The organism is Algimonas arctica (assembly GCF_014652695.1).
Taxonomy (GTDB): domain Bacteria; phylum Pseudomonadota; class Alphaproteobacteria; order Caulobacterales; family Maricaulaceae; genus Litorimonas; species Litorimonas arctica.
Genome location: NZ_BMZH01000001.1, coordinates 92,989 through 116,615, shown reverse-complemented (window position 1 = coordinate 116,615; position 23,627 = coordinate 92,989). Strand labels below are relative to the sequence as shown.

22 protein-coding genes are annotated in these 23,627 nt (G+C 55.4%); 3 read left to right on the top strand and 19 right to left on the bottom strand.

The genetic code is table 11. From position 1 onward, the window contains the following. Positions 1–49: 49 nt before the first annotated feature. The 7 genes from IE105_RS00565 to dusB form a co-directional block, all read right to left on the bottom strand. Positions 50–1,489, bottom strand: a complete 1,440-nt coding sequence (locus tag IE105_RS00565) for a TrkH family potassium uptake protein (RefSeq protein WP_189494280.1) — start codon at positions 1,487–1,489, stop codon at positions 50–52. A 69-nt stretch (positions 1,490–1,558) separates the two neighbouring features. Beyond that, positions 1,559–2,932 carry a Trk system potassium transporter TrkA gene (gene trkA / locus IE105_RS00560; RefSeq protein WP_189494278.1) on the bottom strand — a complete coding sequence of 458 codons (1,374 nt, stop codon included), beginning with the start codon at positions 2,930–2,932 and terminating at the stop codon, positions 1,559–1,561. Positions 2,933–2,978: 46 nt separating this feature from the next. Further along, positions 2,979–4,403 (bottom strand): nitrogen assimilation response regulator NtrX, encoded by a 1,425-nt coding sequence (gene ntrX / locus IE105_RS00555; protein WP_189494277.1) that lies wholly within the window; start codon positions 4,401–4,403, stop codon positions 2,979–2,981. Next, complete coding sequence (locus IE105_RS00550; protein ID WP_189494275.1) at positions 4,400–6,685, bottom strand: sensor histidine kinase; 2,286 nt, start codon at positions 6,683–6,685, stop codon at positions 4,400–4,402. The genes ntrX and IE105_RS00550 overlap by 4 nt, the downstream gene beginning before the upstream one ends. Before the next feature lie 97 nt (positions 6,686–6,782). Further along, entirely contained in the window at positions 6,783–8,099 is a 1,317-nt protein-coding gene (locus IE105_RS00545) for a sigma 54-interacting transcriptional regulator (protein WP_189494273.1), read from the bottom strand. Next, positions 8,096–9,139: a two-component system sensor histidine kinase NtrB gene (locus IE105_RS00540; protein WP_189494272.1), complete on the bottom strand. Its 1,044-nt coding sequence runs from the start codon at positions 9,137–9,139 to the stop codon at positions 8,096–8,098. Before IE105_RS00540 ends, IE105_RS00545 begins: the two co-directional genes overlap by 4 nt. Then, positions 9,136–10,131 (bottom strand): tRNA dihydrouridine synthase DusB, encoded by a 996-nt coding sequence (dusB, locus tag IE105_RS00535; protein WP_189494271.1) that lies wholly within the window; start codon positions 10,129–10,131, stop codon positions 9,136–9,138. Before dusB ends, IE105_RS00540 begins: the two co-directional genes overlap by 4 nt. Before the next feature lie 64 nt (positions 10,132–10,195). On the opposite strand from dusB, the gene IE105_RS00530 reads away from it, so the two are divergent. Both IE105_RS00530 and IE105_RS00525 read left to right on the top strand, forming a co-directional pair. After that, the gene (locus IE105_RS00530) at positions 10,196–11,347 is read left to right on the top strand and encodes a bifunctional 2-C-methyl-D-erythritol 4-phosphate cytidylyltransferase/2-C-methyl-D-erythritol 2,4-cyclodiphosphate synthase (protein ID WP_189494269.1); all 1,152 of its coding nucleotides are present in this window, start codon (positions 10,196–10,198) and stop codon (positions 11,345–11,347) included. Further along, complete coding sequence (locus IE105_RS00525) at positions 11,344–11,847, top strand: CinA family protein (RefSeq protein ID WP_189494267.1); 504 nt, start codon at positions 11,344–11,346, stop codon at positions 11,845–11,847. The genes IE105_RS00530 and IE105_RS00525 overlap by 4 nt, the downstream gene beginning before the upstream one ends. Here the strand turns inward: IE105_RS00525 and IE105_RS00520 are convergent. Genes IE105_RS00520 through IE105_RS00510 form a run of 3 tightly spaced genes read right to left on the bottom strand, consistent with a single transcriptional unit; the run spans position 11,822 to position 14,335 of the window. Then, a complete protein-coding gene (locus tag IE105_RS00520; protein WP_189494264.1) occupies positions 11,822–12,349 on the bottom strand; it encodes a type II toxin-antitoxin system RatA family toxin in 528 nt (175 codons plus the stop codon). The genes IE105_RS00525 and IE105_RS00520 overlap by 26 nt on opposite strands. Beyond that, positions 12,349–13,320, bottom strand: coding sequence for a lipoyl synthase (gene lipA / locus IE105_RS00515; protein ID WP_189494262.1), 972 nt, complete (start codon positions 13,318–13,320; stop codon positions 12,349–12,351). The genes IE105_RS00520 and lipA overlap by 1 nt, the downstream gene beginning before the upstream one ends. A 58-nt stretch (positions 13,321–13,378) precedes the next feature. Continuing rightward, positions 13,379–14,335 (bottom strand): oxidoreductase, encoded by a 957-nt coding sequence (locus IE105_RS00510; protein WP_189494260.1) that lies wholly within the window; start codon positions 14,333–14,335, stop codon positions 13,379–13,381. A gap of 95 nt (positions 14,336–14,430) precedes the next feature. Here IE105_RS00510 and IE105_RS00505 point away from each other — a divergent pair, with 95 nt between their 5' ends. Beyond that, complete coding sequence (locus IE105_RS00505; RefSeq protein ID WP_189494259.1) at positions 14,431–15,549, top strand: acyltransferase family protein; 1,119 nt, start codon at positions 14,431–14,433, stop codon at positions 15,547–15,549. Here the strand turns inward: IE105_RS00505 and lpdA are convergent. The 9 genes from lpdA to IE105_RS00460 form a co-directional block, all read right to left on the bottom strand. Then, complete coding sequence (lpdA, locus tag IE105_RS00500; protein WP_189494257.1) at positions 15,546–16,931, bottom strand: dihydrolipoyl dehydrogenase; 1,386 nt, start codon at positions 16,929–16,931, stop codon at positions 15,546–15,548. The two genes, IE105_RS00505 and lpdA, sit on opposite strands and share 4 nt — an antisense overlap. A gap of 64 nt (positions 16,932–16,995) precedes the next feature. Next, positions 16,996–17,754 carry a hypothetical protein gene (locus IE105_RS00495; RefSeq protein WP_189494256.1) on the bottom strand — a complete coding sequence of 253 codons (759 nt, stop codon included), beginning with the start codon at positions 17,752–17,754 and terminating at the stop codon, positions 16,996–16,998. 132 nt (positions 17,755–17,886) lie between these two features. Then, entirely contained in the window at positions 17,887–19,212 is a 1,326-nt protein-coding gene (locus IE105_RS00490) for a pyruvate dehydrogenase complex dihydrolipoamide acetyltransferase (protein WP_189494254.1), read from the bottom strand. Next, positions 19,212–19,556, bottom strand: coding sequence for a DUF2834 domain-containing protein (locus IE105_RS00485; RefSeq protein WP_189494252.1), 345 nt, complete (start codon positions 19,554–19,556; stop codon positions 19,212–19,214). Before IE105_RS00485 ends, IE105_RS00490 begins: the two co-directional genes overlap by 1 nt. 32 nt (positions 19,557–19,588) lie before the next feature. Next, positions 19,589–19,909, bottom strand: coding sequence for a DUF5076 domain-containing protein (locus IE105_RS00480; RefSeq protein WP_189494250.1), 321 nt, complete (start codon positions 19,907–19,909; stop codon positions 19,589–19,591). 388 nt (positions 19,910–20,297) lie between these two features. Continuing rightward, complete coding sequence (locus IE105_RS00475; protein WP_189494247.1) at positions 20,298–21,722, bottom strand: pyruvate dehydrogenase complex E1 component subunit beta; 1,425 nt, start codon at positions 21,720–21,722, stop codon at positions 20,298–20,300. Next, the gene (locus IE105_RS00470; RefSeq protein ID WP_189494245.1) at positions 21,722–22,123 is read right to left on the bottom strand and encodes an MAPEG family protein; all 402 of its coding nucleotides are present in this window, start codon (positions 22,121–22,123) and stop codon (positions 21,722–21,724) included. Before IE105_RS00470 ends, IE105_RS00475 begins: the two co-directional genes overlap by 1 nt. After that, positions 22,123–23,160, bottom strand: coding sequence for a pyruvate dehydrogenase (acetyl-transferring) E1 component subunit alpha (gene pdhA / locus IE105_RS00465; protein ID WP_189494244.1), 1,038 nt, complete (start codon positions 23,158–23,160; stop codon positions 22,123–22,125). The genes IE105_RS00470 and pdhA overlap by 1 nt, the downstream gene beginning before the upstream one ends. 79 nt (positions 23,161–23,239) lie before the next feature. Continuing rightward, positions 23,240–23,539, bottom strand: a complete 300-nt coding sequence (locus IE105_RS00460) for an FtsB family cell division protein (RefSeq protein WP_189494242.1) — start codon at positions 23,537–23,539, stop codon at positions 23,240–23,242. Positions 23,540–23,627 lie beyond the last annotated feature (88 nt).

Below are 23,627 nucleotides of genomic sequence, written 5' to 3'. Positions count from 1 at the left end.
AAACGCAAACAGTATAGAAAGAAGCTTCAGTGACAGCCCATATCTGCCTTTATTGTCGCCAAGTCGATGGAATTATCAGCGAAAGCACGACTAAAACTTCGACTCGCCCGGCCAACATCAGCAAAGCCGACAGCGTCATTTGCATCGGGGTGAAGTCTTGATAGCGTAACCCGGAGGACGGCAATGTCATGTCGAGCAAGGGCCCCACATTGGCTAATGACGCCGCGGACGTTGCCAAGGCATCCTGTAAGTCGAGCCCCGCGGCCGCAAGCGTCAAAGCTCCAACGGCAAACCCAATCGAGTAACCGAAAAAATACATCCAGATTGAGAGAAACTCATTATCTTCAATCATCTGCCCCCGAAATTGTATCGGTTTGACCCGTGATGGATGAGAGAGACGGGCCACATCCGTGCCCAAATGCCGGAACAAAAGTAATAGGCGGATAACTTTAATCCCGCCTGCCGTAGAGAGCGCCGATCCGCCGATTAAGGCCGTGGCGATCAAGATCGGAGCCGGAACCATATCAAGGCTGATAACGTCGTACCGATAGCCCGCCGAACTGACAAAATACAAGGAATCCAATATCGCCGGTCCCAGATTGTAAACACTGGCAAAGACGACCGTCGCAAGAGTTAACAACCCTGCGATCGTGAACAAGCCGCGATGTTCAACATGGGTAAATATCCGCAAAAACGGTTGCCATCGACGCAATCGCAAGACGTCCCATAAGACGGACACATTAAAAGCGCCGCTTAAGCATAAGACGGCCAATACGACGGCTGAAAATGGCGACAGGACCGTGGAGAGCGGCCCGCCAAACGGTTGCAAACCGCCTGTACTGACCCCCGACAAAGCCAGACAGATCGCCGTAAACGTTTCCGTTCCTCCCATCACCATCAGGACAAAACCGATGGAAGCAAAGAAAAGATAAATCGCAGACACCAACTGCCCAACTCCGAGAATACGCTTGAACAATTCTCCCGTTCGGAAGGTGAATAACGCAGACCGGTGGATCCCCGTCCCGGTCAAGTTCAATGCCGCGAGAATAACAACGGCGAAAATAGCGGCACTAACGCCTCCGAAAAACTGTAACAGTGAACGCCAAAACAATAGCGTTCGGGGCAATGCATCGGGATCAAGTGAACTTGCGCCCGTTGTGGTCATGGCCGAGACGCCTTCGAACACGGCCGTAACCGGACTCGAAGTCGCGCCTAAAACATAAAAGGGAAAGGAACAGATGATCGGAACGACGACCCAAAATAAGATCAGAAACAAAATGGCTTCTGACGCGCTTTCTTTGGACGACGCTTTGTAGCTGGCCGTAATCATCAGAGCGCCAACGAGGGCCGAAACAAGGGCTAGGATCGCCATAAGGCCCGCCTCTGTTACCTCCAGCAGGAACAGCGCGACGACAGCCGTCAACATCATCAAGGCGGCGCTGCTCAGTAACGCATAGCCAAGCCAGAGGAATATTTTGACGATCCTCACGCCTGAGGGGCGCCGTCAAAGCGGTCGGTTGACTGACGCGATTGTGTCAGGAGGAACGGGACCATAAGATCAGTACAGCTCAACGCCAACACGGAACAGAGCTTCGATACCTCGAAGCGCGGCTCGCTCGGCCAAGAGGACAACCCGGTCCCCCTCTTTGAGCATCAGACTTGGCTCTGGCATCATCACCTTGCCGTTGCGAACAATCGCGCCGATGGCAACACCGTCTCCGACGGCGGCCTCGCTCAAAGTTTTTCCTGCGAAAATTGACGTCTCCAACACTTCGCCTTCCAACACTTCCGCAGAGCCTTGGTCCAGCATGTAAACGTCCAAAATTCGGCCGCGCCTCACGTGCCGCAGGATGGATGAGACTGTCGAGGCGCGCGGATCAATGACCATGTCTATGCCCAAGTCTTTTTGCAGATCCTGCATCGACTGTTCATTCAACAAAGCGATTGTATGCCGCGCGCCCAACTTTTTACCGAGTACAGACGCGAGAATATTCGTCTTATCATTATCTGTCAGAGCAATCAGAATGTCAGCCGTGGCCGCGCCGGCCTCAGCCTGCACGCTGGCATCCATCGCATCACCGTGAAGGATCACAGTTTTAGGAAGGGCCGTCGCCGCGATTTCCGCGCGGGCCTTATCAAGCTCAATCATACGAACACGAACGCCAGGCTGCTTTTCGAGCGCCTCAGCGACATAGCTGCCGATACTCCCGCCGCCGATAATGACGACGTGACGGGCGCGGGCTTCGCGTGTGCCAACGACTTCCAGCAAGCGTTGCGAGTGTTCCGCACGAGTTACAAAATAGGCATCGTCGCCGATTTCAAGCGGATCATCCGGATTGGGCGCAAACAACACACCGTCGCGGCGTATACCGACAATGGCCGCATGCAAGCCTTCGAAAAGATCCGGAATTTGTCTGATCGGAGTATCGATGATCGGACAGTCCTCACCAATGCGAACCCCAAGAAACTGCACCAATCCATCCGCAAAAGGCACAACATTGAACGCCCCGGGTGTCGAGAGGCGACGCAGGATTGATTTTCCGATCTCGATCTCTGGCGAAATAATGATATCGATCGGCATATTTTCGCGCGAATAGAGATCATTATACTGCGTCTCGAGATAGGATTGCGCCCGAACGCGCGCCACTTTCGTGGGAACATCAAACAGCGAATGCGCGATCTGACAGGCCACCATATTGACTTCGTCATGGTGGGTTACGGCAATGATCATATCGGCGTTTTCAACACCTGCGCGGACCAGTACATCCGGATGCGACCCATGACCCACAACACCGCGAACATCTAAGCCCGTTGTAATTTTTCGGATCAAATCGGCGGACGTATCCACCACAGTCACAGTATTATTGTCCCCCGCCAAACGGGTGGCAAGGCCATAGCCGACACGTCCGGCACCACAGATAATCACTCGCATGGATCAGCCTCATTTACCCGGCGAACTTGCCGACAGGGCAATCCACCTACTCGGCGTCTGCCTGCGCGGAATTGGCACCATTACTTGCGCTCAAGCCTAGCGACTTGAGTTTTCTATGCAAGGCGGAACGCTCCATACCGACGAAGTTGGCTGTGCGGGAAATATTGCCGCCAAACCGGTCGATCTGCGCTTGTAAATATTGCCGTTCGAAATGCTCGCGTGCGTCCCTCAACGTCAGTGCGATCATACGCTCGCTATCATCCGGTCCTTGCCCGCCGCGCACAACCGACACTTCGGGCGGCAAGGTCGATAAAGTAATCGGTAGAGTCGGATCACCCGTCGCTAGAATCAGCAAACGTTCGACATTGTTCCGCAACTGGCGGACATTTCCCGGCCAATCATGCGCTTGCAGCGCAGCCATCGCATCCGGTCCAATTTCGCGTTTCGGTAGTCCCGTCGAGGCGGCTAATTGGTCGATAAAAAAGCTCACAAGCTCTGGAATATCATCGCGTCGCTCCGATAAGGGTGGGGCTTCGAGCGGCATCACGTTAAGCCGGTGGTAGAGGTCTTCCCGGAAGCGCCCGAGCTTCACTTGCTCAAGCAAATCACGCGAACTCGAGGTAATCACCCGAACATCGACTTGTACATCGTCGCGGCCTCCCAAGCGCTGGAACCGTTGCTCGACCAAAAGACGGAGCAATTTACCTTGTGTTTCCAATGGCATATCAACAACTTCGTCGATGTAGAGCGTGCCATTATGCGCGCGCTCTAGCAGACCGGATTTCTCAACACCGTCCGCACCCTCAACACCAAAAAGTTCTTCCTCAACCCGTTCAGGAACCATTGAGGCGGCATTGACGGCCCGGAACGGCCCCCCCGACCGACCGCTCTGGCGATGGATCAATCGCGCGATCAGTTCTTTGCCTGTCCCTGAGGCGCCCGAAATCAAGACACGCGAATTGGTTGACGCAATCCGCATAATTTTTTGCCGAAGCTGGACGATCTGCGGACTTTCACCGATCAAAGTTGTGTCCGATGGTGCCTTGCCCTTCAGCTCTCGGTTCTCTTGCCGCAAGCGAGCCGCCTCCAGCGCGCGTGTGGCGGTGACGATCAACTTGTCAGCTTTGAAAGGCTTAACAATATAATCATACGCGCCCTTGCGAATGGCTGAAACCGCCGTCTCGACGGTGCCATGGCCACTAATAATGATGACTGGAAGGTCTGGCGCGCTTTGCTTCAGGGTGTCGAGCAACTCAATCCCATCCATCGAGCTGCCTTTAAGCCAAACATCAAGAATAACGAGGTTGGGCTCACGCGCCCGCACAGCCGCGAGGGCTTCATCCGACGTTGCGGCTTCGCGTGTCTGATGGCCTTCATCCTGCAAAATACCCGCGACAAGAGTCCGAATATCCGTCTCGTCCTCGACGATCAGAATGTCTTGAGCAGAGATATTTCGGCGGTCTAATGTCATTCAGCAGCTTCCTCTTGCAAAACTTGGGTGGCGTCGACTTGCAGCGAAACCGACACTTGCGCGCCGCGCTGCCCATCGGTTCGCGCCGACAGCGAAATCGTCCCGGCGTGATCTTCGACAATGCGTTTGACGATAGGCAGTCCCAGCCCGGTACCGCCGTCTCGCGTGGTCACATAGGGCTCGAGCAAACGGTTAATATCCGCCATCGGCCAGCCCGGCCCATTATCGCGGATAATGATTTGAAGGCTTTCGCCATGATCTTGAACAAGTGTCTCAACCTCGCCGACCCACGTGCCATATTTCTGATCGGCGTCTCGCAAAACGGCCTCGGCGGCGTTTTTATAAATGTTCGTCAGCGCCTGTGTCAGCAAGCGCTCATCTCCCCGAACGGGGAGCGTTTCAGGCCATATCCCGATGCGTTTGAAACGAATGTTTGGAAAGGCCACGCCTTGTTCGAATAAGACATCTGCTAGGGCATCAATCAAATTGATCGGCTCAAATTCCGGTTGCGGCATTTGCGCGAACGCTGAAAACGCGTCCACCATACGCTCCAAGGACCCGACTTGACGGATGATAGTTTGCGTACAATTGTCAAACACGTCTCGGTCTTCGGTCAGCAACGGACCATATTTTCGCGAGAGGCGTTCTGCGGACAACTGGATTGGCGTCAGTGGGTTTTTGATTTCATGCGCAATTCGCCTCGCGACTTCGCGCCATGCGGATTGCCGCTGCGCCGCGACCAAACGGGTCATATCATCAAACGTCACCACCCAACCCGTGTCGCTCCGCGCTCCGCGATAGCTCGCAACCCGAAGATCAAGGTTGATCGACCCGGCTTGGGTTTCATAAGCGATTTGGTCTTCCGCGCGATTGCTGACACTTTCGCGCGCGCGCGCAAAAGCGGGGCCGAATTCTGGCAGAAGATCAGCAATTGGACGGTCGAGCGCGGCTTCGGCTGAAAGGCCGAGCAGCCGTTCTGCCGACGCATTAATAAGCGTAATCCGACCGCTTTCCGTCAAGCCGAGAACCCCGGCACGAACCCCGGACAGCACCGCCTCTGAGAACTGCCGTCGTTGTTCCGACACATCATGTTCGCGCACCAAAGCATCCCGTTGGCTATTGAGCTGTTGGGTCATACGATTGAACGCGCTGCCGAGATCGGAAATCTCGCCCCATTGCCCGGACACGCTGACACGGGCGCTCATATCCCCGGCGCGCACCCGTTCAGCCGCCGTCACCAGACTGGAGAGCGGTTCAATGATGCGATTGGCGAGCACAAGCCCGAGCCATGTCGCCGCCATCAATAACAACAGAGCCGTTTCGACAAATGTCAGCGCGAAAATCCGATTCATCCGTGACTGACTGGCGGTAAACGCGTCGATCCGCGCCGTCGCTGTATTGATGCCATTTATGTTCGAGAGCACTTGTGACGAAGACCGCAACAATCGCCCCGTATAGAGCAAGATATCACTCTCCTCATCCAATCGGATCAAGGCGATCAAATAGTTCGTTTGATCATTTTTCAAAAACTCAACTTTACTCGCGTTGATGCCTTTTAAGAGCTCCGGTCGCGGCACTTCAAACAATGGCGCGCGCGGACCCTGTGCTTCCGCTAGCACCTGTCCGTCTTCACGCATCAGGATGATCGCATCCAAATCCCTGACACGAGACACAATCTGCAATTCCGCCGTCAAGGAAATGCGGTCACTTATGTCGAAATTCCGCTCTTCCAGACCTTGTCGAACGATCCGCAAATCAAATGCGAGTTCTGATAATTCCTGATCCACATAGTCATTGAGGATACGCTTGGCGCTCTCCATATTTTCTCGCACATCAGACCCGAACAGGCCGGTGACATTTTGGCTGATCAATGAGGCTGAGAAAGCCCCGATGATGATCGCAGGCAACAGTGCCGCGAGACTAAAGATGGCAACAAATCTGCGGTGCAAAAGTGGGGTCGAGTCCCGTTCTGCCGGGACGAAAAGGGTCTTGCGCACCCGGTATCCGAGATAAAATGCAATGACCGCGATCAAGGCCATATTGGCTTGAAGAATGATATAGGCTGTGCTGACCTGCGCATCATTGGAGCTAAAGCTCAACAAAGCGCCGAGGATTGTCAGCGCAATTGCCGAGACAAAGAATACACCAAAGGCTGCTGATCGGGCAATGCGCGGCAAACGCCCGGCCGATTGTTGTCCGCCGGAACGGACATTCACAGTCGGTCGCACGACAGAACCCGCAGGGGGGCGCACCGTTTTAGTTATGGCCCGCGCGTCCGCCATTTGGCTCCATGTGATAACGTTCGAGCCCTAGCACCGAACAACACTGTTGCACGAATACATCAGTGTGGCCTGTTTTCAACACTAGAGGTGTAAAAACCTACTGCAAATCGAGAGATTTCAGACGGGTGCGGAGCGTATTGCGGTGTATTCCCAGACAGTCCGCAGCCTTGGCTCGGTTCCCGCCCGTGACGCGAAGCGCTTCGGTAATCAGAGGTCTTTCAATCCACGCCATCGCAGTTTGATAATGTGACCCGTCTTCCGTAGAATTATCCTCATCAAGTAAGGCGCGGCAAGCCAAAGCCAACTGCCGCTCGAACTTATCCGACGCATCTGTATCCGTATCGCTGGACCGTATATCCTTAGAAAATTCCTGCAAAACCATGTCCGCTGAAATCACATCATCAGAATAGAGAACCGCCAGACGGCGAACGATATTTTCTAATTCCCGGACATTCCCGATCCATTCGTGGCGGTGCAGCACCTCAAGGGCCTCAGTGGAAAAACGGCGAGACTGATGTGGACTAGCCTGCCCGAGGAAAGCTTCGGCCAATTCAATCGTATCGCGATCTCGGGCCGCGAGTGGTGGAATACGAATTTCGGCGACATTGATACGGAACAGCAGATCATCGCGGAAACGCCCGTCTTCAACCTCGCGCCGTAAATCTTTGCGTGTGGCACACACAACGCGCGGGCGCTCAGAGGCCGGAATCTGTTCGCTTTCTGTCAGAAAGGCCAACAAGCGCTCCTGCTGCATCGTCGAGAGTTCTGCGACCTCGTCGATATAGAGGTCTCCGCCATTGACCTTCTGCAAAGTCAGCGACGTATTCTCAAAATCTGATGTCCGCAGAAACGGGCCTTCGCGGCGCGGGCCACCATCATGGAGCAACCGCGCGACTAAATCCTTACCGGTCCCGACGGCGCCGTAAATAAGCACTGGTAGGTTTGCCGCAGCAAAGCGTGAGACCGCCCGGAATACGGGCTGCATCGCGGCGGAACGGCCAATCATCGGCAATCGACCGCGCACAGGGACCGCTTTGACCCGGCGAGGCCCGACCGATTGCCCTGCCCGCGCAACCGCACTCGTGATTTCGTCTAAATCAAACGGCTTAGGCACATATTCAAACACACGATGCTGTCCGGATTTGATCGCTGTATTCACCGTATTATTGGCCGAAATCACAATGATCGGCAGTTTAGGCCGCATTCTCGACAGTTCGGGAAGATGTTCAAACACTTCGCGCCCGTCCATCATCACATCCGTCAAAACGATGTCACCATGTCCCGCTTCAGCCCATTTCAATAGCGTATGCGGATTGTCGGTCGCGCGCACCGTGTGCCCGGCACGGGTCAATGCCTTACTCAGCACCAATCGGATGCTGTCATCATCATCTGCCAGTAAGACGTCATATTTCACAGAAACTCTCCTGAGGGAGCGGGAAGGAGGATAGAGAAGGTTGTGCGGCCGGGTCGGGAGCGGACTTCAACGAGACCGCCATGCGCCTTGGCGACTTTCGACACTAAGGCGAGGCCCAGCCCCTGCCCGTCGCGTTTGGTGGATACGAAAGGCTGAAAGATATGATCTTGCCATTCGTCAGAAATGCCGGGGCCATTATCGGTCACACTAATCTGAATCGGTAAGTTCCGCGCCTCATCGCCATTGTCACTCCGGGAGGTCACGCCGGTGCGAAAGGCTGTCACCAATTCGATTTCCGGCTTATCCGTATCGCACAGCGCGTCCTGCGCATTCCGGATGAGATTGAGCAAAGCCTGCATCAATGTATCCGGGTCGCCCTGCGCTTGCGGCAAGGATGGATCATAGTTTTCCGAGAAGACCAGCCGCGGTTCGGCGGATTGAACAATCTTGCGGGCTTGCCGGAGAACCGTATGAATATTGACCGTATCCATATGGTCAGGATCTTGGTCACCGAGCGTTTCCATTCGGTCCGCCAAACGACGAATTCGATCAATCTCAGACCCAATCAGGTCCAATAAGGACCGTCCTTCTTCCGATTTCACGTCATCGCGCAGCAATTGCGCTGCGCCTTTAATCCCCGCGAGAGGGTTCTTCAGTTCATGAGCGATCATCCGCCCCATGCCCGATACAACGGGGCCGCCCATTGCCCCTTGGCGCGGGCGCGGGCCCGCCAACCAGAAAGACACGCCCTGCGTTCCACCTTCGACCGGATAGACCGTTATATGACAGGTCAAGGTCGCGCCCGTTGGCAATATCGCGGAACAGGCGCGATTGGTCAGCGCCGCATTCAAATCCTTCGACTTTTGTATCTGCTCATCGAGGCCCGGGTCGGTTTGAATAATGTCGGACAACACCCGCCCTCGCATCCGTTTGACGCTATCGCCCGTCCATTCCTGTGCGGCCTGATTGGCAAAAACGATGCGCCCATCCTCCACTTGAAACAGCGGGAATGGCCAATCTTCAATGAGGGTTCCGGTCATGCGGCAGTCCGCTCTGCAAGGATAAATAAGGTTTCGAGAATGGCGCGCACTTCGTCCGCGTCATCAGAGCGCGCGAGCCGTTGGCGCACAGGATCGTCGTCGCTCAAACCCGCGTCCGTCGCGTAGCCAATCAAATGTTTGCGCGCGACGCGAACCGCCTTGCGCTGCGGATAAAACGCCAGCATCTCAGCATAATGATCCAGCGCATGTTGCGTTTTTTCAGCCGGGCTCAGATCGGGTTTTGCACCCGTTCCATCGACCGCTGCCATGATCGGCGAAAGCGCCCACGGCCTCCCGATCAGTGAACGCCCCACCATCACGCCATCAGCGCCAGATTGTGTCATCGCGACGAGCGCGGTTTCCCCGTCCGCAATATCCCCATTGACGAACAGCGGCACGTTCAAGACGTCAGCGGTTGCCCGTACGGCGGACCAATCGGCTTGCCCTTCGTAAAATTGGCATCGTGTCCGGCCATGAACAGTAATCGCAACAGCCCCAACCGCGACAGCATCGGTTGCGATGCGCGGCGCGTTGAGACTGTCATCATCCCAGCCCAACCGCATTTTCACGGTCACAGGCACAGAGACGGCCTTAACTACAGCGGACACGATCTCTTGGGCGAGATCCGGCTCCCGCATCAACGCGCTACCACTCATTCCCGTCACAACTTTTCGCGCGGGGCAGCCGAAATTTATGTCGATTAGCTCTGCGCCGGCGGCTTCAAGCTTCTTGGCCCCTTCCGCCATCCAATAGGGATCCCGGCCAACAAGCTGCACGGCCATAGGCTTGATATCCGCCCCCCCCGCGGCGCGCGCTACGTTTTCAGGGTCATCCTTCGCCAGTCCCTCACCGGCAACCATCTCTGATACGACTGCCCCCGGTGCGAACCGCGACAGAATCCGCCGGAACGGAAGATCGGTGACACCAGACATAGGCGCAACGATGACGCGAGAGCGCAAGGCGAGCTTGCCGATATGGATGGGGTTTGGCATGGAAGAGAAGGTTTAGCCGAGCGTCGGCTTTTGCACAATATTTCAGCACCGGAGACACCTGACATTGACCGACTGCGCACTCATTTTGGTCGCTGCGGGGCGAGGAAAACGCGCAGGCAGAAATATACCTAAGCAATATAAAGAGTTAGCGGGAAAACCCCTACTGGCGCATACGCTGAATAATGCAGCAAACACGGGTTTCTTTGACCGCATCATTGTCGTTGTTGCTGCGGATGATACCCGGGCCGCTACCTTAAGCGACGCGATTACAGTCGTTGTCGGTGGGACGACCCGCACAGCCTCTGTGCGCGCCGGATTGGACGCGTTGGCAGATCAACCGCCGCGTAATGTTATGATCCATGATGGCGCACGACCGTTTTTGGATACCGCGCTCATCCAGCCCCTTTTGCACGCGCTTGAAACCCATGACGGGGCTGTGCCGGCTCTGCCCATTGCAGATGCATTGAAAGCGGATGATTTCTCCGCCGTTGATCGCGACCGTTTGCACCGTGTGCAAACGCCCCAAGCCTTCAACTATGCCAAAATCAAGGCCGCATTCGATGCCCTACCCGCTGACGCGTCGGCGCATGACGATATAGCGGTCGCCAAGGACGCGGGTCTGTCTCTGGCGTTCACGCCGGGATCTGAGCGCAATTTCAAGGTGACGTGGCCCGAAGATTTCGCCAAGGCCGAGGCCATGCTGTCTCATACGACTTTCACCGTTACCGGCTCGGGCTTTGATGTTCACAAGCTGGAAGAAAGCACGGATCCGCTTTGGCTCTGCGGCATTGAGGTCGAGAGCCGCTATACGCTGGTCGGTCATTCCGATGCCGATGTCGGTCTACACGCAATCACAGACGCCATTTTAGGCGCCGTTGCCATGGGCGATATAGGCGACCATTTCCCCCCCTCTGACCCGCAGTGGAAAGGGGCGAGTTCCGATCGGTTCCTCGCCCATGCGATCAGTTTGGCCCAAGATGTTGGCGCAACGCTGCGCCATATTGATCTGACGCTCATTTGCGAACACCCGAAGGTAAAGCCTTATCGCGCGGCCATGCGCACGCGCGTGGCGCAGATAACCGGTCTGCCCCTCGCACGCGTGTCGATTAAAGCCACCACAACGGAAACGCTCGGCTTCACCGGTCGCAAGGAAGGCATCGCCGCCCAAGCCCTTGCCACTGTGGAAATTCCGGACTCTTTGGATACTCAAAAATGACAGATCCAGTCCTCGCCGATATCTTCCGCTTGTCAAAAGACCTCTTGGAGACAGCCAAAGCCCATGACGTCACAATCGGCGTTGTTGAAAGCTGCACAGGCGGACTGTTAGGCGCCGCCATCACGGCCATGCCCGGCAGCTCAAGCGTCTTCCAAGGCGGGTTCCTGACCTATTCAAACACGCTCAAACAAAAGCTTGTTGGCGTGTCGGCAGACACTTTGCGGGCGCACGGCGCAGTAAGCGAAGACACAGCGCGCGAGATGGCCGCTGGCGCGAGAGAGCGCTTGGGCGTCGATCTGGCGATCTCCATCACAGGAGTCGCAGGTCCAGGGGGTGGATCGCCGTCAAAACCTGTCGGAACCGTCTGTTTCGGGCTCGCGTCTGACAGTGGCGTGTTAACTGAGACGGCGGTCTTTGCTGATCTGTCGCGCAATCGGGTGCGCGACTATGCCGTCATACACGCCATGAAAATGCTTATACGAGCGGCGGATCGTAAATAAGACGCGAGTCGAGGCCAAGTTTCGTCACTTCTGCGGCCAAGTCCAAACGCGGCTGGCCCGACACTGTTTCGCAATTATCGAGCGCCTGTTGCACAAAGACATTTCGAACGACGACCCGTGCCTTGTCGAATTTTTGACGGAGCAGCGACTCCAATGGGAACATTAATCGGACTTCAACTTCAAAATCAATCAAGGTTGAGCCATCAGGCATCTCATAGAAACGCCAATTATTACGGAGCGCCTTAACCGCCCCACCCTTTCTAGATTTTTGAACCGTGACAGTCCGCGCGACCTTATCAATTGTGATGCGTGACGCGAATGTCTCTGTCACACCTTTGAAGTTGATCATGGCTTCGGCTTCGAACCCATCGTCTAGGTCCTTCGTTTTACGAAGCGCGGTCATGGCCGGAATAAAGTCCGGGTAACGCTCAACATTCGTCACAAGGCTCATGACGCAGTCAGGACAATGCGGAACCCGCTCCAGAAATCGCGTGCTTGGCATTAGGCTTTACCCACCTGCGCATCGCGGGCCGCACGAAGCTGCGCGAAGTCACTATCGGCATGGTAGGATGATCGTGTCAGCGGACTTGCGGACACCATGAGGAACCCTTTGGCGCGCGCAATCGTCTCATAGGCTTTAAATTCTTCGGGCGTGACATAGCGTTCCAATTTGGCATGGCGACGCGTCGGCTGCAGATATTGGCCAATCGTCAAGAAATCGATTCCGGCGGACCGCATATCATCCATGACTTGCATGACTTCTTGTTTCGTCTCGCCCAATCCGACCATCAGGCCAGACTTGGTGAACTGGCTCGGATCGCGATCCTTGACCTTTTCGAGCAAGCGTAAGGAATGGAAATAGCGCGCACCGGGACGGATCGACAAATACAGGCGCGGCACAGTTTCCAAATTATGGTTGAACACGTCAGGCCGCGCATCAATCACAATATCAGGCGCATCGCCCTTTCGTAGGAAATCCGGTGTGAGGATTTCGATTGTCGTCTTGGGCGACTTTGCCCGGATGGCGTGAATCACATCGACAAAATGCTGCGCGCCGCCGTCGGCCAAATCATCACGATCAACCGACGTGATAACCACATGCTGTAGGTTCATCTCCGACACCGCTTCCGCGATTTTGCCGGGCTCATAGGCATCGACCGCTTGCGGCAAGCCGGTCGCGACATTGCAGAACGCGCAGGCGCGGGTACAAATTTCACCAAGGATCATGAAGGTCGCGTGGGACTTCTCCCAACATTCGCCAATATTGGGACAGGCCGCTTCTTCGCAGACCGTGACCAGTCCCTTGTCTTTTACAATCTTGCGGGTCTTGGCGTAGCCTTCAGACGTCGGGGCTTTGACCCTGATCCATTTCGGTTTTCGCAGGACCTCCGTTTCAGGCCGATTAGCCTTTTCAGGATGTCGCGGCCTCGCCTGTAAAGCGGGACGATTATTGATGTCGATAAGAGTAGCCATTATGGGCGTTAATTGGCGCGGGTGGACGTGATTCACAAGAGGCGAATGCGGGTTGCGTCTATGCGGTTTTAAGAACAGTCGACCAATCGAAACTGACTAAGTCCTCGCTCAACGCCCAAAGTGTCCGGGCTTTGTCTTCTCGCAACGCTTTGGGGTGAACCGCACTATCCCCCACCGGGCCGCGCATATCTTGGAACCGCGTCGGTCCATAATAGCCGCCCGGACGCGCCTTGGGCTCTACCGCCGCTAACACTGTCGGATAGGCGCCATATTTTGCCGGCTGCGCCAAGAGCGCATTCAACGGTTTATAGAACAGATTAAGCAGCCCTTTCGGACCCGAACTCTGTAACGCTGTATCGGAATAGCCGGGATGTACGGCATAGCTGGTGACATCACTCCCGGCGGCGTCCAATCGCCGCTGCAGTTCAAAGGCATAGACAATATTGGCAAGCTTGCTCTGACCATAGGCAATAGACGGATTATAGCGGCCTTTGGCATACATCAGGTCATTGAGGTTAAGCCGTCCAAATTTGTGGGCAATGGACGACACTGTCACGATGCGGCCATTGGCCTTTTCGACAAGCGGGAACAATAATCCATTGAGCAGGAAATGACCGAGATGATTGGTTCCGAGTTGTAACTCAAAGCCATCACTCGTCGTCATTCTGGGCGTTTGCATCACACCCGCATTATTGATCAAGACGTCAAGCCGATCCACGATCGAGGCAACCGTCTGTGCGCAGGCGTGGATTGACGCCATATCCGCAAGGTCGAGCAGAACCAATCGGGCCTTGCCGCCGCCCAACGCATTGACCTCAGCCACCGCGGCGTCGCCTTTGCGCGCTGTCCGTGCACATAATAAAATGTCTGCGCCTTTGCTGGCGAGAATCTTTGCCGCTTCCAGCCCAATTCCGGAATTCCCCCCCGTAATCAGGATCGTCTTGCCGGATTGATCGCCGACGCGATCCGGAGTCCAACCCGATTTGACAGACTTAAAGAGAGGTTTTGGATTCATCAGGTATTAACCGTAGGCGCAGTTCACTCGCCTACCAAGCGAATAACGGCGCGGATTATGCATATTTTAAAGGACTTAATCTAAGACGTAAAAGAATGGCACACACCATGTTAAAACAATCGACACCCGTCAAAATTCGGGATGGGCATGATAATTTCTTCACGCCCTTACGTTTGATTTTCGCTTTGCTTGTGATGGTGGGACATGCCTTCGCCGTCCAAGCCGGGAATGGCGATAGCGAACCGCACGTTTTCCTACACTATACGTTTAGCTATCTGGCCGTGAACATGTTCTTTATTGCGAGCGGACTTCTTGTCACAAAATCCATACTTTACCGCGGTGATGTCCCAGCCTTTTTAGCCGCACGCTCGCTTAGGATTATGCCTGCTCTCGTCGTGCATATGCTGTTCGTCGCGTTGGTCGTTGGCACGTTCATGACGACCTTGCCGCTGCTTGATTACCTAACGCATAAGGATGTCTGGATGCAGCCTTTTAAAGTGCTGACATTTTACGACACGGATATGATTTTACCCGGTGTATTCACGGCCAATGGCGAACAATACGGCTCTGCCCCCCTTTGGACCCTGCGCTATGAAGTGCTTTGCTACATTGCGACATTCCTAGCCTTTTCCCTCGGATTCCTTCGCCGGAAATGGATGGTGCTGGCACAATTTGTCATTCCCAGTTTGGTCTGGATCGCTGGTCAAAACTTTGGTCTTTTTGAAAGCTTGCCCGCGACAACCGAAAGCGCGACACGGTTTGGGATCGCCTATGGTTTGGGCGCAATGATTTACGCCTACCGAGACGTGATCCGTGTCCACTGGATCGCCATTCCAGCCCTCGCCGCACTCTCTTGGATATTAAGAGACACGCCCATGGTCGAAGTGACCGCAAACCTGATGCTTGCGTGCTTCGTAATTTGGGTGGCTTATGTCAAAGCGCCGAAATTCGCATGGATGCAACGTGTAACGGACTTATCCTATGGCATTTACATCTACCATTGGGTCGTGATGCAAGTCATCATCGGCCTGTTGCCCAACGCAACAGTGTTGAGCTTATTCATGTTTAGCTTACCCGTTGTCGTCGGACTGGCATGGCTCTCATGGACCTTCGTTGAGAAACCGATGCTGGCCTATAAAAAACCGTTCGGGGCATGGCTCCGCTTTGGACGCAGCCAGCCTAGTTTCGACAAAACGGCCGTGCTCCTCGACTAAAAATGAATAGTGCGGCCATAGGCGGACAGAGTCGCTTCGTGCATCATCTCAGACAGGGTTGGGTGCGGGAATACGGTCTCGATCAGTTCTTGTTCCGTGGTCTCTAAGGTCTGCGCGATAGCGTACCCTTGGATCAGTTCGGTCACTTCCGTGCCGATCATATGCGCGCCGAGGAGTTCACCTGTCTTGGCGTCAAACACCGTCTTTACAAAGCCTTCCGGTTCGCCGAGCGCAATCGCCTTGCCATTGCCAACGAAGGGGAACTTGCCGACTTTGACGTCATAACCCGCCTCTTTTGCTTGAGCTTCAGTGTGGCCAACGCTGGCGACTTGCGGGTGACAATAGGTGCAACCCGGAATACGATTCGGATCGAGCGGATGCGGCGATCCCCCAGCAATTTTCTCAATACAGATAATGCCTTCATGTGAGGCCTTGTGCGCCAGCCACGGCGCACCCGTGACGTCGCCAATCGCGTAGAGACCCGGCACGCCGGTGCGCGAAAATTCATCCGTCTCAATATGAGTCCGATCGATTTTGACACCGACGTCTTCCAGCCCCATGTCTTCGACATTACCGACAATTCCGACCGCAAGAATAACGCGGTCAAAATCCGCCGTCTCTGTTTTACCGTCTTTCGTGAATGTCGCCGTGACAGATTTCGCCCCGGTTTTAATCGAGGCTTGCGAGTTCAAGCGGAACGTGAGCCCCCGTTTTTCAAACTGTTTCTGCGCAAAGGCTGACACCTCGGCGTCTTCAGCAGGCAAAATCCGGTCCATCATCTCGACGACGGTCGTTTTCGCGCCAAATGCCGAGAAGAAACTCGCAAATTCCATTCCGATGGCCCCGGATCCAATGACGAGCAAACGCTCGGGAATTGTATCGGGAGTCATCGCTTCGCGTGCAGTCCAAATGAACTTGCCGTCGGGTTCCAGCCCGGCGGGTGGGATTACCCGCGCCCGCGCGCCCGTCGCCAGAATGACGTGGTCGGCGGTGTAATCTTTGCCATCAACGACGACCGTCGGTGCGGGTTTGCCTTTTTTAAGGGAGGCGTGACCGCTGATGACCGTAATTTTATTCTTCTTCATCAGGTGTTTGACGCCGGCCGAGAGCTGCCCGGCAATATCCCGCGACCGTTTGACGATAGCTTTTAAATCATAGCCCGTCTCAGCCGATAGGCCGTAAGCGGACGCATGTTGCATATTGTGATAGACTTCCGCGGAGCGCAGCATCGCCTTCGTCGGGATACAGCCCCAGTTCAGACAGACGCCGCCCAACTCCGCTTTTTCGATAATCGCAGTCTTCAAACCGAGCTGACTCGCCCGAATAGCGGTAACATAGCCGCCAGGTCCGGAGCCGATGATGATGACGTCGAAATCTGCCATGAAAAAATCCCATGAAAACGATGGTTTAAAGCGCTGACACTTTGGCAGAGTCGCGGGGAATTAGCTAGCCGGGTTGGCGGCTCATCGTGACAGACCGGATAATTTCCAAACGGATCGGATCGGTCAGCTCTTTGATCTCAATATCGTCCAAAACAGCAAACGCTTGATCCATGCGTCCGGCTTGCGCGTGGCTAATGCCGATGCGTTGGCGCGCCGTGTCCCGCAGCTCTGGTGACGACAGATTTGCGACCAAACCGGCGGCAATTTCATACCGTCCCTCCGCCAATGAGAAATTGAGAATGTTGAAATAGGCATCATCGCGCGCATCGACAATTTCGACCAAAGCCGCCTGCGCGATCAGCGTCTCAAATACAGCCGGATCAACCGGGCGCGGCGCATCGGGTTCGCGCACGACGGGAATTGGGGTCGTCACCGTGTCACGCTGCGGGAGGAAATCATCGAGCCAGCCGCGCTTAGGCGAGCCATCTTCGACGGTACGGCCCACGCGACTCGGTGATTCGACGGGCTGCGTTTCGGAAAGCGTGGCGTCTATAGGCGCGCCATCGTCATTGGCGGATGAATCGGCATTTGGCGCGTCAGCCTCACGAGAGACACCATCCCGTCCGAGCAACCGATCAACGACAGTCCCGGTTTCAGTGGACGTTTCCGCATTGCGCCTGAGTTCTGGGATCGTGTCTGTTGTCCGCGCGCGCTGCGTATCGGCGCGCAACTGCGCCAGCATATCTTCGTCCATGGCAAGATACATCGCGCCACCCGCAAGGATGGCGGAGATCACTCCAGCCGTTAGAAATTTAAGCACCATCTGGGCTCCGACGAAACACGTGTGCCAAAATAGGACCGCGCGCGAAATCTCTCAACCCGGCACAACCGTGAGGGGAAAACTGCTGACAGCATCCCCAGCCCTACAACATCCGCCCTTACAACATCCCCGCCTTTACAACATCATTGTCAGAGGGTTCTGGATCAGTCCTTTGAAGTGTTGCAACCAACGCGCGCCCGCGGCCCCGTCCACCACACGGTGATCGCAGGTCAGCGTCACTGTCATGACCGTGGCAATCGCAAGGGCGCCGTCTTTGACAACGGCGCGGGGTTCACCGGCCCCAACAGACAAGATCATGCCGTGCGGTTCATTGATGATTGAGCCAAATTCGCGGATGCCCATCATCCCGAGGTTAGAGATCGAGAAACTGCCGCCCTGATATTCTTGCGGCTTGAGTTTTCCATCCCGGGCGCGGGTGGCGAGATCTTTCATCTCGTCCGAAATCATCGACAAGCCTTTGTTCTCAGCCTGACGCACAATCGGCGTAATTAACCCGCGATCGCTGGCGACGGCCACGGCAACATCGGCATTATGGTGATAGGCAATCCCGTCATCCGTATAGCTCGCATTTGTCTCCGGCAGTGCCTTAAGGGACAGCGCGCAGGCGCGGATCAGCATGTCATTGACGCTAATCTTAATGCCCTCAGGCGCTTGTCCGTTCAGCTCTTTGCGCATCGCGAGCAGCGCGTCGATTTCGCAATCAATCGTCAGCGGGAAGTCCGGCACATTAACGTTGGAACTGGTCAAGCGGCGCGCGATAACTTTCTGAACCCCGTCGAGTGGTTCCAGACGGTAGCTTTCTGGTGGGACACCCATTTTGGTGAGCATCTCTGCGCCGCCCGCCCGCGGCAAGCCGACTTCTGTCGATGTCGACGGTGTGGGTTGTGGCGCTGCGGCCGCTTTAGGCGCGGATTTTGGCGCGCTCTGCGCTTTCTCAACATCGGCTTTTACGATGCGACCGTTCGGGCCGGAGCCAGAGATCGACGAAAGGTCGAGTCCGGCGTCTTTGGCGATACGTTTGGCGAGGGGTGACGCGAATATCCGGTCTTCACCGGATGAGGCCCCGGCCACAGGGGCCGGGGACGGCTTAGACGTCTCGTCCCCGGCATTTATTGCCGGGGCCTTGTCCGTCTTCTCTCCGTCATCAGCAGCCTTCGCTCCCCCAACACTATACCCGTCCAGCGCGCTTTCGTCCTCGCCCTCTTCCAGCAAGATCGCAATCGGCGCGTTGACCTTCACGCCTTCCGTGCCACCGGGAACGAGAAGTTTCGCGATGACCCCCTCATCCACAGCTTCGACTTCCATCGTCGCTTTATCCGTTTCGATTTCAGCCAGCACATCACCCGACGCGACCGTATCGCCTTCTTTGACGAGCCACTGGGCCAGTGTGCCTTCCTCCATCGTTGGAGATAGCGCGGGCATGAGAATTTCAATAGGCATTATACGGCTTTCGTCTGTGTCTGGTCGCGCAACTGTCGGAAGCGCAAAATAAGGTAGAGGCCGAAGCCGACCGCTACGCCGGGGACAAGCCCTAATAGAATACAAATCCAGCCATGGCGAATGCCTAAGGCTTTCCGCTCATAAAGAATCCAGATTGTCAGGATCAGTCCGCAGAGGATCGTGTCCAACGCATAACCGGACGCATAGGGATTAACGAATCCCGCGAGGGCGCCTGCAACGGGATCCGAATCCGCGATGAGCGCCGGACCGACGATAACGGTAAATATGACCGCAAAAGAAATCGCAACAAGACCGACCAATATTTGAAATATGCGTGCGGACATCCGTGCGTTTCCCTGTCTCAACAGTCGTTTAGTTAAGGCTTATCCGGCGCTTCAGTGACTTCGGTATGGCCGTCAAACGTAAGCCCGTCTGTCATCCCGCGTTTGATCGCCGAGAGGATTTCATCCGCGCTCAGCCCGTTCGGGAGTCCTTCGGACGAGGCATTGGTATAATGTTTGGCCACGTCAGCCAACATTTGCCCCAACATATAGGCTTCGTCTTTTTGCTCACCCAGAAAGCCGTATTTCAGCGCCACATGACCCGTATTTCCGGCAATCCAGAATCGGAACATCTCTTGGCGGTTGTCGTGTTCAAGAGCAGCGGGTGGGATTGTGAGGCTTCCGACTTCAGACATTACGGGCTTTCAGGCTTGAGGTTGAGGAGTAGGTTTTCTTACGAATTGGGTTTCATTAAGCGGAGACTACCAAACCCTAAGCTTTTGGCGAAATGTTCGTTTTCATCTAGCCAAGCGCGAGGGTCCGCATACCGGGGCGGACTGTCAGCGCAAGCAACCATGGGAATTTGACCTTCTCGTAAAAGTTGGTCGAGACCAACATTCACCCAACGCTTTTTAAGAACGAGACGGATAACTGGCCCCCAACTTTTGAATCTTCCATTTAGTTGGAATGGGTTCGTCACTCTTGTAAGCGCCTTAAGCCGATTAGATGACCACGTAGTGGCTAAGAGCTCGTTTGGTTCTTCTGGTTTACCCTCTACCCCCATATCAAATTGGAAAACGAACTTCACTTATAACAAACAGCCCGCGCCGCCTTCACCACATCCTCCGTGCCCGGCAAGCTGAGCGCTTCCAAGTTGGCCGCATAGGGTAGCGGCACGTCTTTTTGGTGCACGCGCATGGGCGGGGCGTCGAGATAGTCGAAGGCTTCGGCGACGACGCGGGCGGCGATTTCGGCGCCGATACCGTGTTGGCCCCAGCCTTCTTCAGCGCAGACGATGCGATTGGTCTTCTTGACGGATTTGATGACCGTATCCGTGTCGAGCGGACGGAGCGTGCGCATATCGATGACTTCGGCATCAATGCCTTCTTCCGCCAAAATCTCCGCCGCTTCGAGCGCGAATTTGACCATGCGGGATTGCGCCGTGATGGTCACGTCTTTGCCTTCGCGGCGGACTTTCGCTTTGCCAATCGGAATGATGAAATCGTCCATGTCCGGTACGTCGAAGCTTTCGCCATACATCAGCTCATGTTCCAAAAACACGACCGGGTTCGGATCACGGATCGCGGCTTTGAGCAGACCTTTCGCGTCCGCCGCATCATAAGGCGCGACAACTTTCAGGCCCGGCACATGGGCGTACCAGCTGGAGTAATCCTGTGAGTGTTGCGCGCCAACGCGCGACGCCGCGCCGTTCGGGCCACGGAACACAATCGGGCAACGCATCTGTCCGCCAGACATATAGAGCGTCTTAGCGGCGGAGTTAATGATGTGATCAATCGCCTGCATGGCGAAGTTCCATGTCATAAATTCGACAATGGGCTTCAACCCACCAAAAGCCGCGCCGACGCCGATCCCGGCAAAGCCGTGTTCGGTAATCGGCGTGTCGATGACGCGTTTCGCGCCAAATTCCTGTAGGAGTTCGCGTGTGACTTTATACGCGCCCTGATATTCGGCGACTTCTTCGCCCATCACAAAAACGGTCGGGTCACGCCGCATTTCTTCGGCCATCGCGTCCCGCAGCGAGTCGCGCACGGTTGTCGAGATCATTTTAATATTGGTTGGAATATCGGGGTCGTTGGCGACCGCTTTGCCCGCCGGCGCTTTTTCAACCGTGCCGTCGTCAGCGTTATTCTCCGGATGCGCCGGACCCGCACTGCCGGGTTTGTCATCGCCTTGATCATCCGCTTTAATCTGACCGCGATCAGCAGGTTCGGATGTCGCGGGCGAGGCCAAATCATCCGCGCTTTCGCCGTCTTCCAGCAATTGCGCGATCACGGTGCCGACTTTGACACCCTCCGCTCCGTCCGCGACAAGCAGCTTGCCAATCGTGCCTTCATCGACGGCTTCGACTTCCATCGTCGCTTTGTCAGTTTCAATCTCGGCGAGGATGTCACCAGAGCGCACGGTGTCACCCTCCTTGACCATCCATTTAGCAAGTGTCCCCTCCTCCATCGTCGGAGAGAGGGCGGGCATCTGAATATCGATTGCCATTAGAAAAGCAGCTCCACGAAGAACAGAAGGATGCCGATAATCGACACGAACCAAGCGAGGGTGCGCAACCACGGCACACCGAAATAATACATCGGGGCAAAGACTAAACGCCCATAAAAGAACAGGGCCGCGCCGAGCGCCGTAAGGCCGGATGTATCGTTAGAATAAACCGCAATCAGGCAGAGCGGGACGAACATGACCATCGACTCGGTGAAATTCGCTTGCGCGCGCTTTGTGCGGCCATGGAAGGTCGTTAGTCCCGCGGTGGGCAAATCGTCCCGCGCGCCGACAAGGTCTGCGACGCTCGCTTTACGCGACACGGTCGCTGAGACCGTCTGCATAAGGATCATGAACAGGTAGAGACCGACGGCCGAAATGAGATATTGGAGTTCAGTGGGCATTAATCCACCTCAATCAGGACATCCGTCCAAAGTTCACTCGGATCTGGCTCTGGGCTTTCAATAGCAAAATCCGCCGAGTCTTTAACGGTGGCTTTGATCGCTTTGTCGATTTCTTTGAGATCGTCCTCGCTCGCCCATTTTTCAGTCAAAATACGTTTCTTGACCGCGTCAATGGGGTCGGTTTCATCCCGCGCTTTGGTGACTTCGTCGCGAGAGCGGTATTTCGCCGGATCAGACATGGAGTGGCCACGATAGCGGTAAGTCTTCATCTCGAGGATCATCGGCCCTTTGCCAGAGCGCGCATGTTCGATGGCTTCCGCAGCCGCATCGCGGACGGCAAGAACATCCATACCATCGACAAGTTTGCCTTCGATTTCAAAGCTGATGCCGCGTTTAAACAATTCGGTTTCGGCTGAGGCGCGTTGAACGGACGTGCCCATCGCATATTGATTGTTCTCGATCACGAAGATGACAGGCAGGTTCCAGAGTTTGGCCATGTTGAAGGCCTCATAAACCTGACCCTGATTGGATGCCCCATCACCGAAGAAGGCGAGGCTAACGGCTTTATTCTCGAGATATTGGTTCGCAAACGCGAGACCCGCGCCAATCGGAACCTGCGCGCCAACAATGCCGTGCCCGCCGTAGAATTTCTTCTCGGTCGAGAACATGTGCATGCTCCCGCCTTTCCCTTTGGAATAGCCCGTCGCGCGCCCGGTCAATTCGGCCATGACGCCTTTCGGGTCCATGTCGAGCGCCAGCATATGACCGTGATCGCGGTAGCCCGTGATCATCTGATCGCCGTCTTTCATCGCGGCTTTGCATCCGGTGACGACGGCTTCTTGTCCAATATAGAGGTGACAGAAACCCGCGATTTGCCCCATGCCGTAGAGCTGCCCTGCGCGCTCTTCGAAGCGCCGGATCAGCAGCATATCCCGGTAATAACCGAGCAGCTCATCCTTATCCGTCGTGCGCGACGCCGCTTTCTTGGGCGCAGCACTCGATTTCTTGGTGGATTTCTTTGGTGTTTTCGTAGCCATTAATCACTCCGACAGCGCTGTCAGTATCAATTCCCGACATGAACAGCCGAGTATTCATGCGCTTCTTTACATGCCGGGCCTAAGGGTCAAGCCATATTGTGATTTCACCCGGCTTCGAGACATATAACCGCTGTCTAGCTTCGATATCGAGCGTATCGAGGTCAAGAGACCCTGCCGAAAGCAGGTCAACATGCGTTTGAAGATCGGCGCGCCGTGATTCGAGCGCCGTCACCCGCCCCTGTAAATGGTCAGCGCGATCCGCATGTTCCATCCAACGCACGAGGCCTTGGCTGCCTGAGAACGCGTGAAAACCAATGTACAGATAAAAGACAACCAAAGCCGCCGCTGGAGCGCGGCGCTTTACGTCTGGGAGTGTCAATTTAAGCCGCCGGATCATCCGGCCAAATTAGTCGGATCACAGTTTACGTCGCGTTAAGCCTCAGACGAAAATGTGATGACGCCTGGGC

Excerpts from the sequence above, each read along its gene's own strand:
- trkA (WP_189494278.1), bottom strand. The coding sequence starts at position 2,932 with ATGCGAGTGATTATCTGTGGTGCCGGACGTGTCGGCTATGGCCTTGCC.
- lpdA (WP_189494257.1), bottom strand. The coding sequence starts at position 16,931 with ATGGCAGATTTCGACGTCATCATCATCGGCTCCGGACCTGGCGGCTAT.
- IE105_RS00485 (WP_189494252.1), bottom strand. The coding sequence starts at position 19,556 with ATGTCCGCACGCATATTTCAAATATTGGTCGGTCTTGTTGCGATTTCT.
- IE105_RS00495 (WP_189494256.1), bottom strand. The coding sequence starts at position 17,754 with ATGGTGCTTAAATTTCTAACGGCTGGAGTGATCTCCGCCATCCTTGCG.
- IE105_RS00490 (WP_189494254.1), bottom strand. The coding sequence starts at position 19,212 with ATGCCTATTGAAATTCTCATGCCCGCGCTATCTCCAACGATGGAGGAA.
- dusB (WP_189494271.1), bottom strand. The coding sequence starts at position 10,131 with ATGCCAAACCCCATCCATATCGGCAAGCTCGCCTTGCGCTCTCGCGTC.
- IE105_RS00480 (WP_189494250.1), bottom strand. The coding sequence starts at position 19,909 with ATGTCTGAAGTCGGAAGCCTCACAATCCCACCCGCTGCTCTTGAACAC.
- IE105_RS00475 (WP_189494247.1), bottom strand. The coding sequence starts at position 21,722 with ATGGCAATCGATATTCAGATGCCCGCCCTCTCTCCGACGATGGAGGAG.
- IE105_RS00470 (WP_189494245.1), bottom strand. The coding sequence starts at position 22,123 with ATGCCCACTGAACTCCAATATCTCATTTCGGCCGTCGGTCTCTACCTG.
- IE105_RS00505 (WP_189494259.1), top strand. The coding sequence starts at position 14,431 with ATGGCACACACCATGTTAAAACAATCGACACCCGTCAAAATTCGGGAT.
- lipA (WP_189494262.1), bottom strand. The coding sequence starts at position 13,320 with ATGGCTACTCTTATCGACATCAATAATCGTCCCGCTTTACAGGCGAGG.
- IE105_RS00520 (WP_189494264.1), bottom strand. The coding sequence starts at position 12,349 with ATGCCAAGCACGCGATTTCTGGAGCGGGTTCCGCATTGTCCTGACTGC.
- IE105_RS00550 (WP_189494275.1), bottom strand. The coding sequence starts at position 6,685 with ATGGCGGACGCGCGGGCCATAACTAAAACGGTGCGCCCCCCTGCGGGT.
- IE105_RS00510 (WP_189494260.1), bottom strand. The coding sequence starts at position 14,335 with ATGAATCCAAAACCTCTCTTTAAGTCTGTCAAATCGGGTTGGACTCCG.
- IE105_RS00525 (WP_189494267.1), top strand. The coding sequence starts at position 11,344 with ATGACAGATCCAGTCCTCGCCGATATCTTCCGCTTGTCAAAAGACCTC.
- IE105_RS00540 (WP_189494272.1), bottom strand. The coding sequence starts at position 9,139 with ATGACCGGAACCCTCATTGAAGATTGGCCATTCCCGCTGTTTCAAGTG.
- ntrX (WP_189494277.1), bottom strand. The coding sequence starts at position 4,403 with ATGACATTAGACCGCCGAAATATCTCTGCTCAAGACATTCTGATCGTC.
- pdhA (WP_189494244.1), bottom strand. The coding sequence starts at position 23,160 with ATGGCTACGAAAACACCAAAGAAATCCACCAAGAAATCGAGTGCTGCG.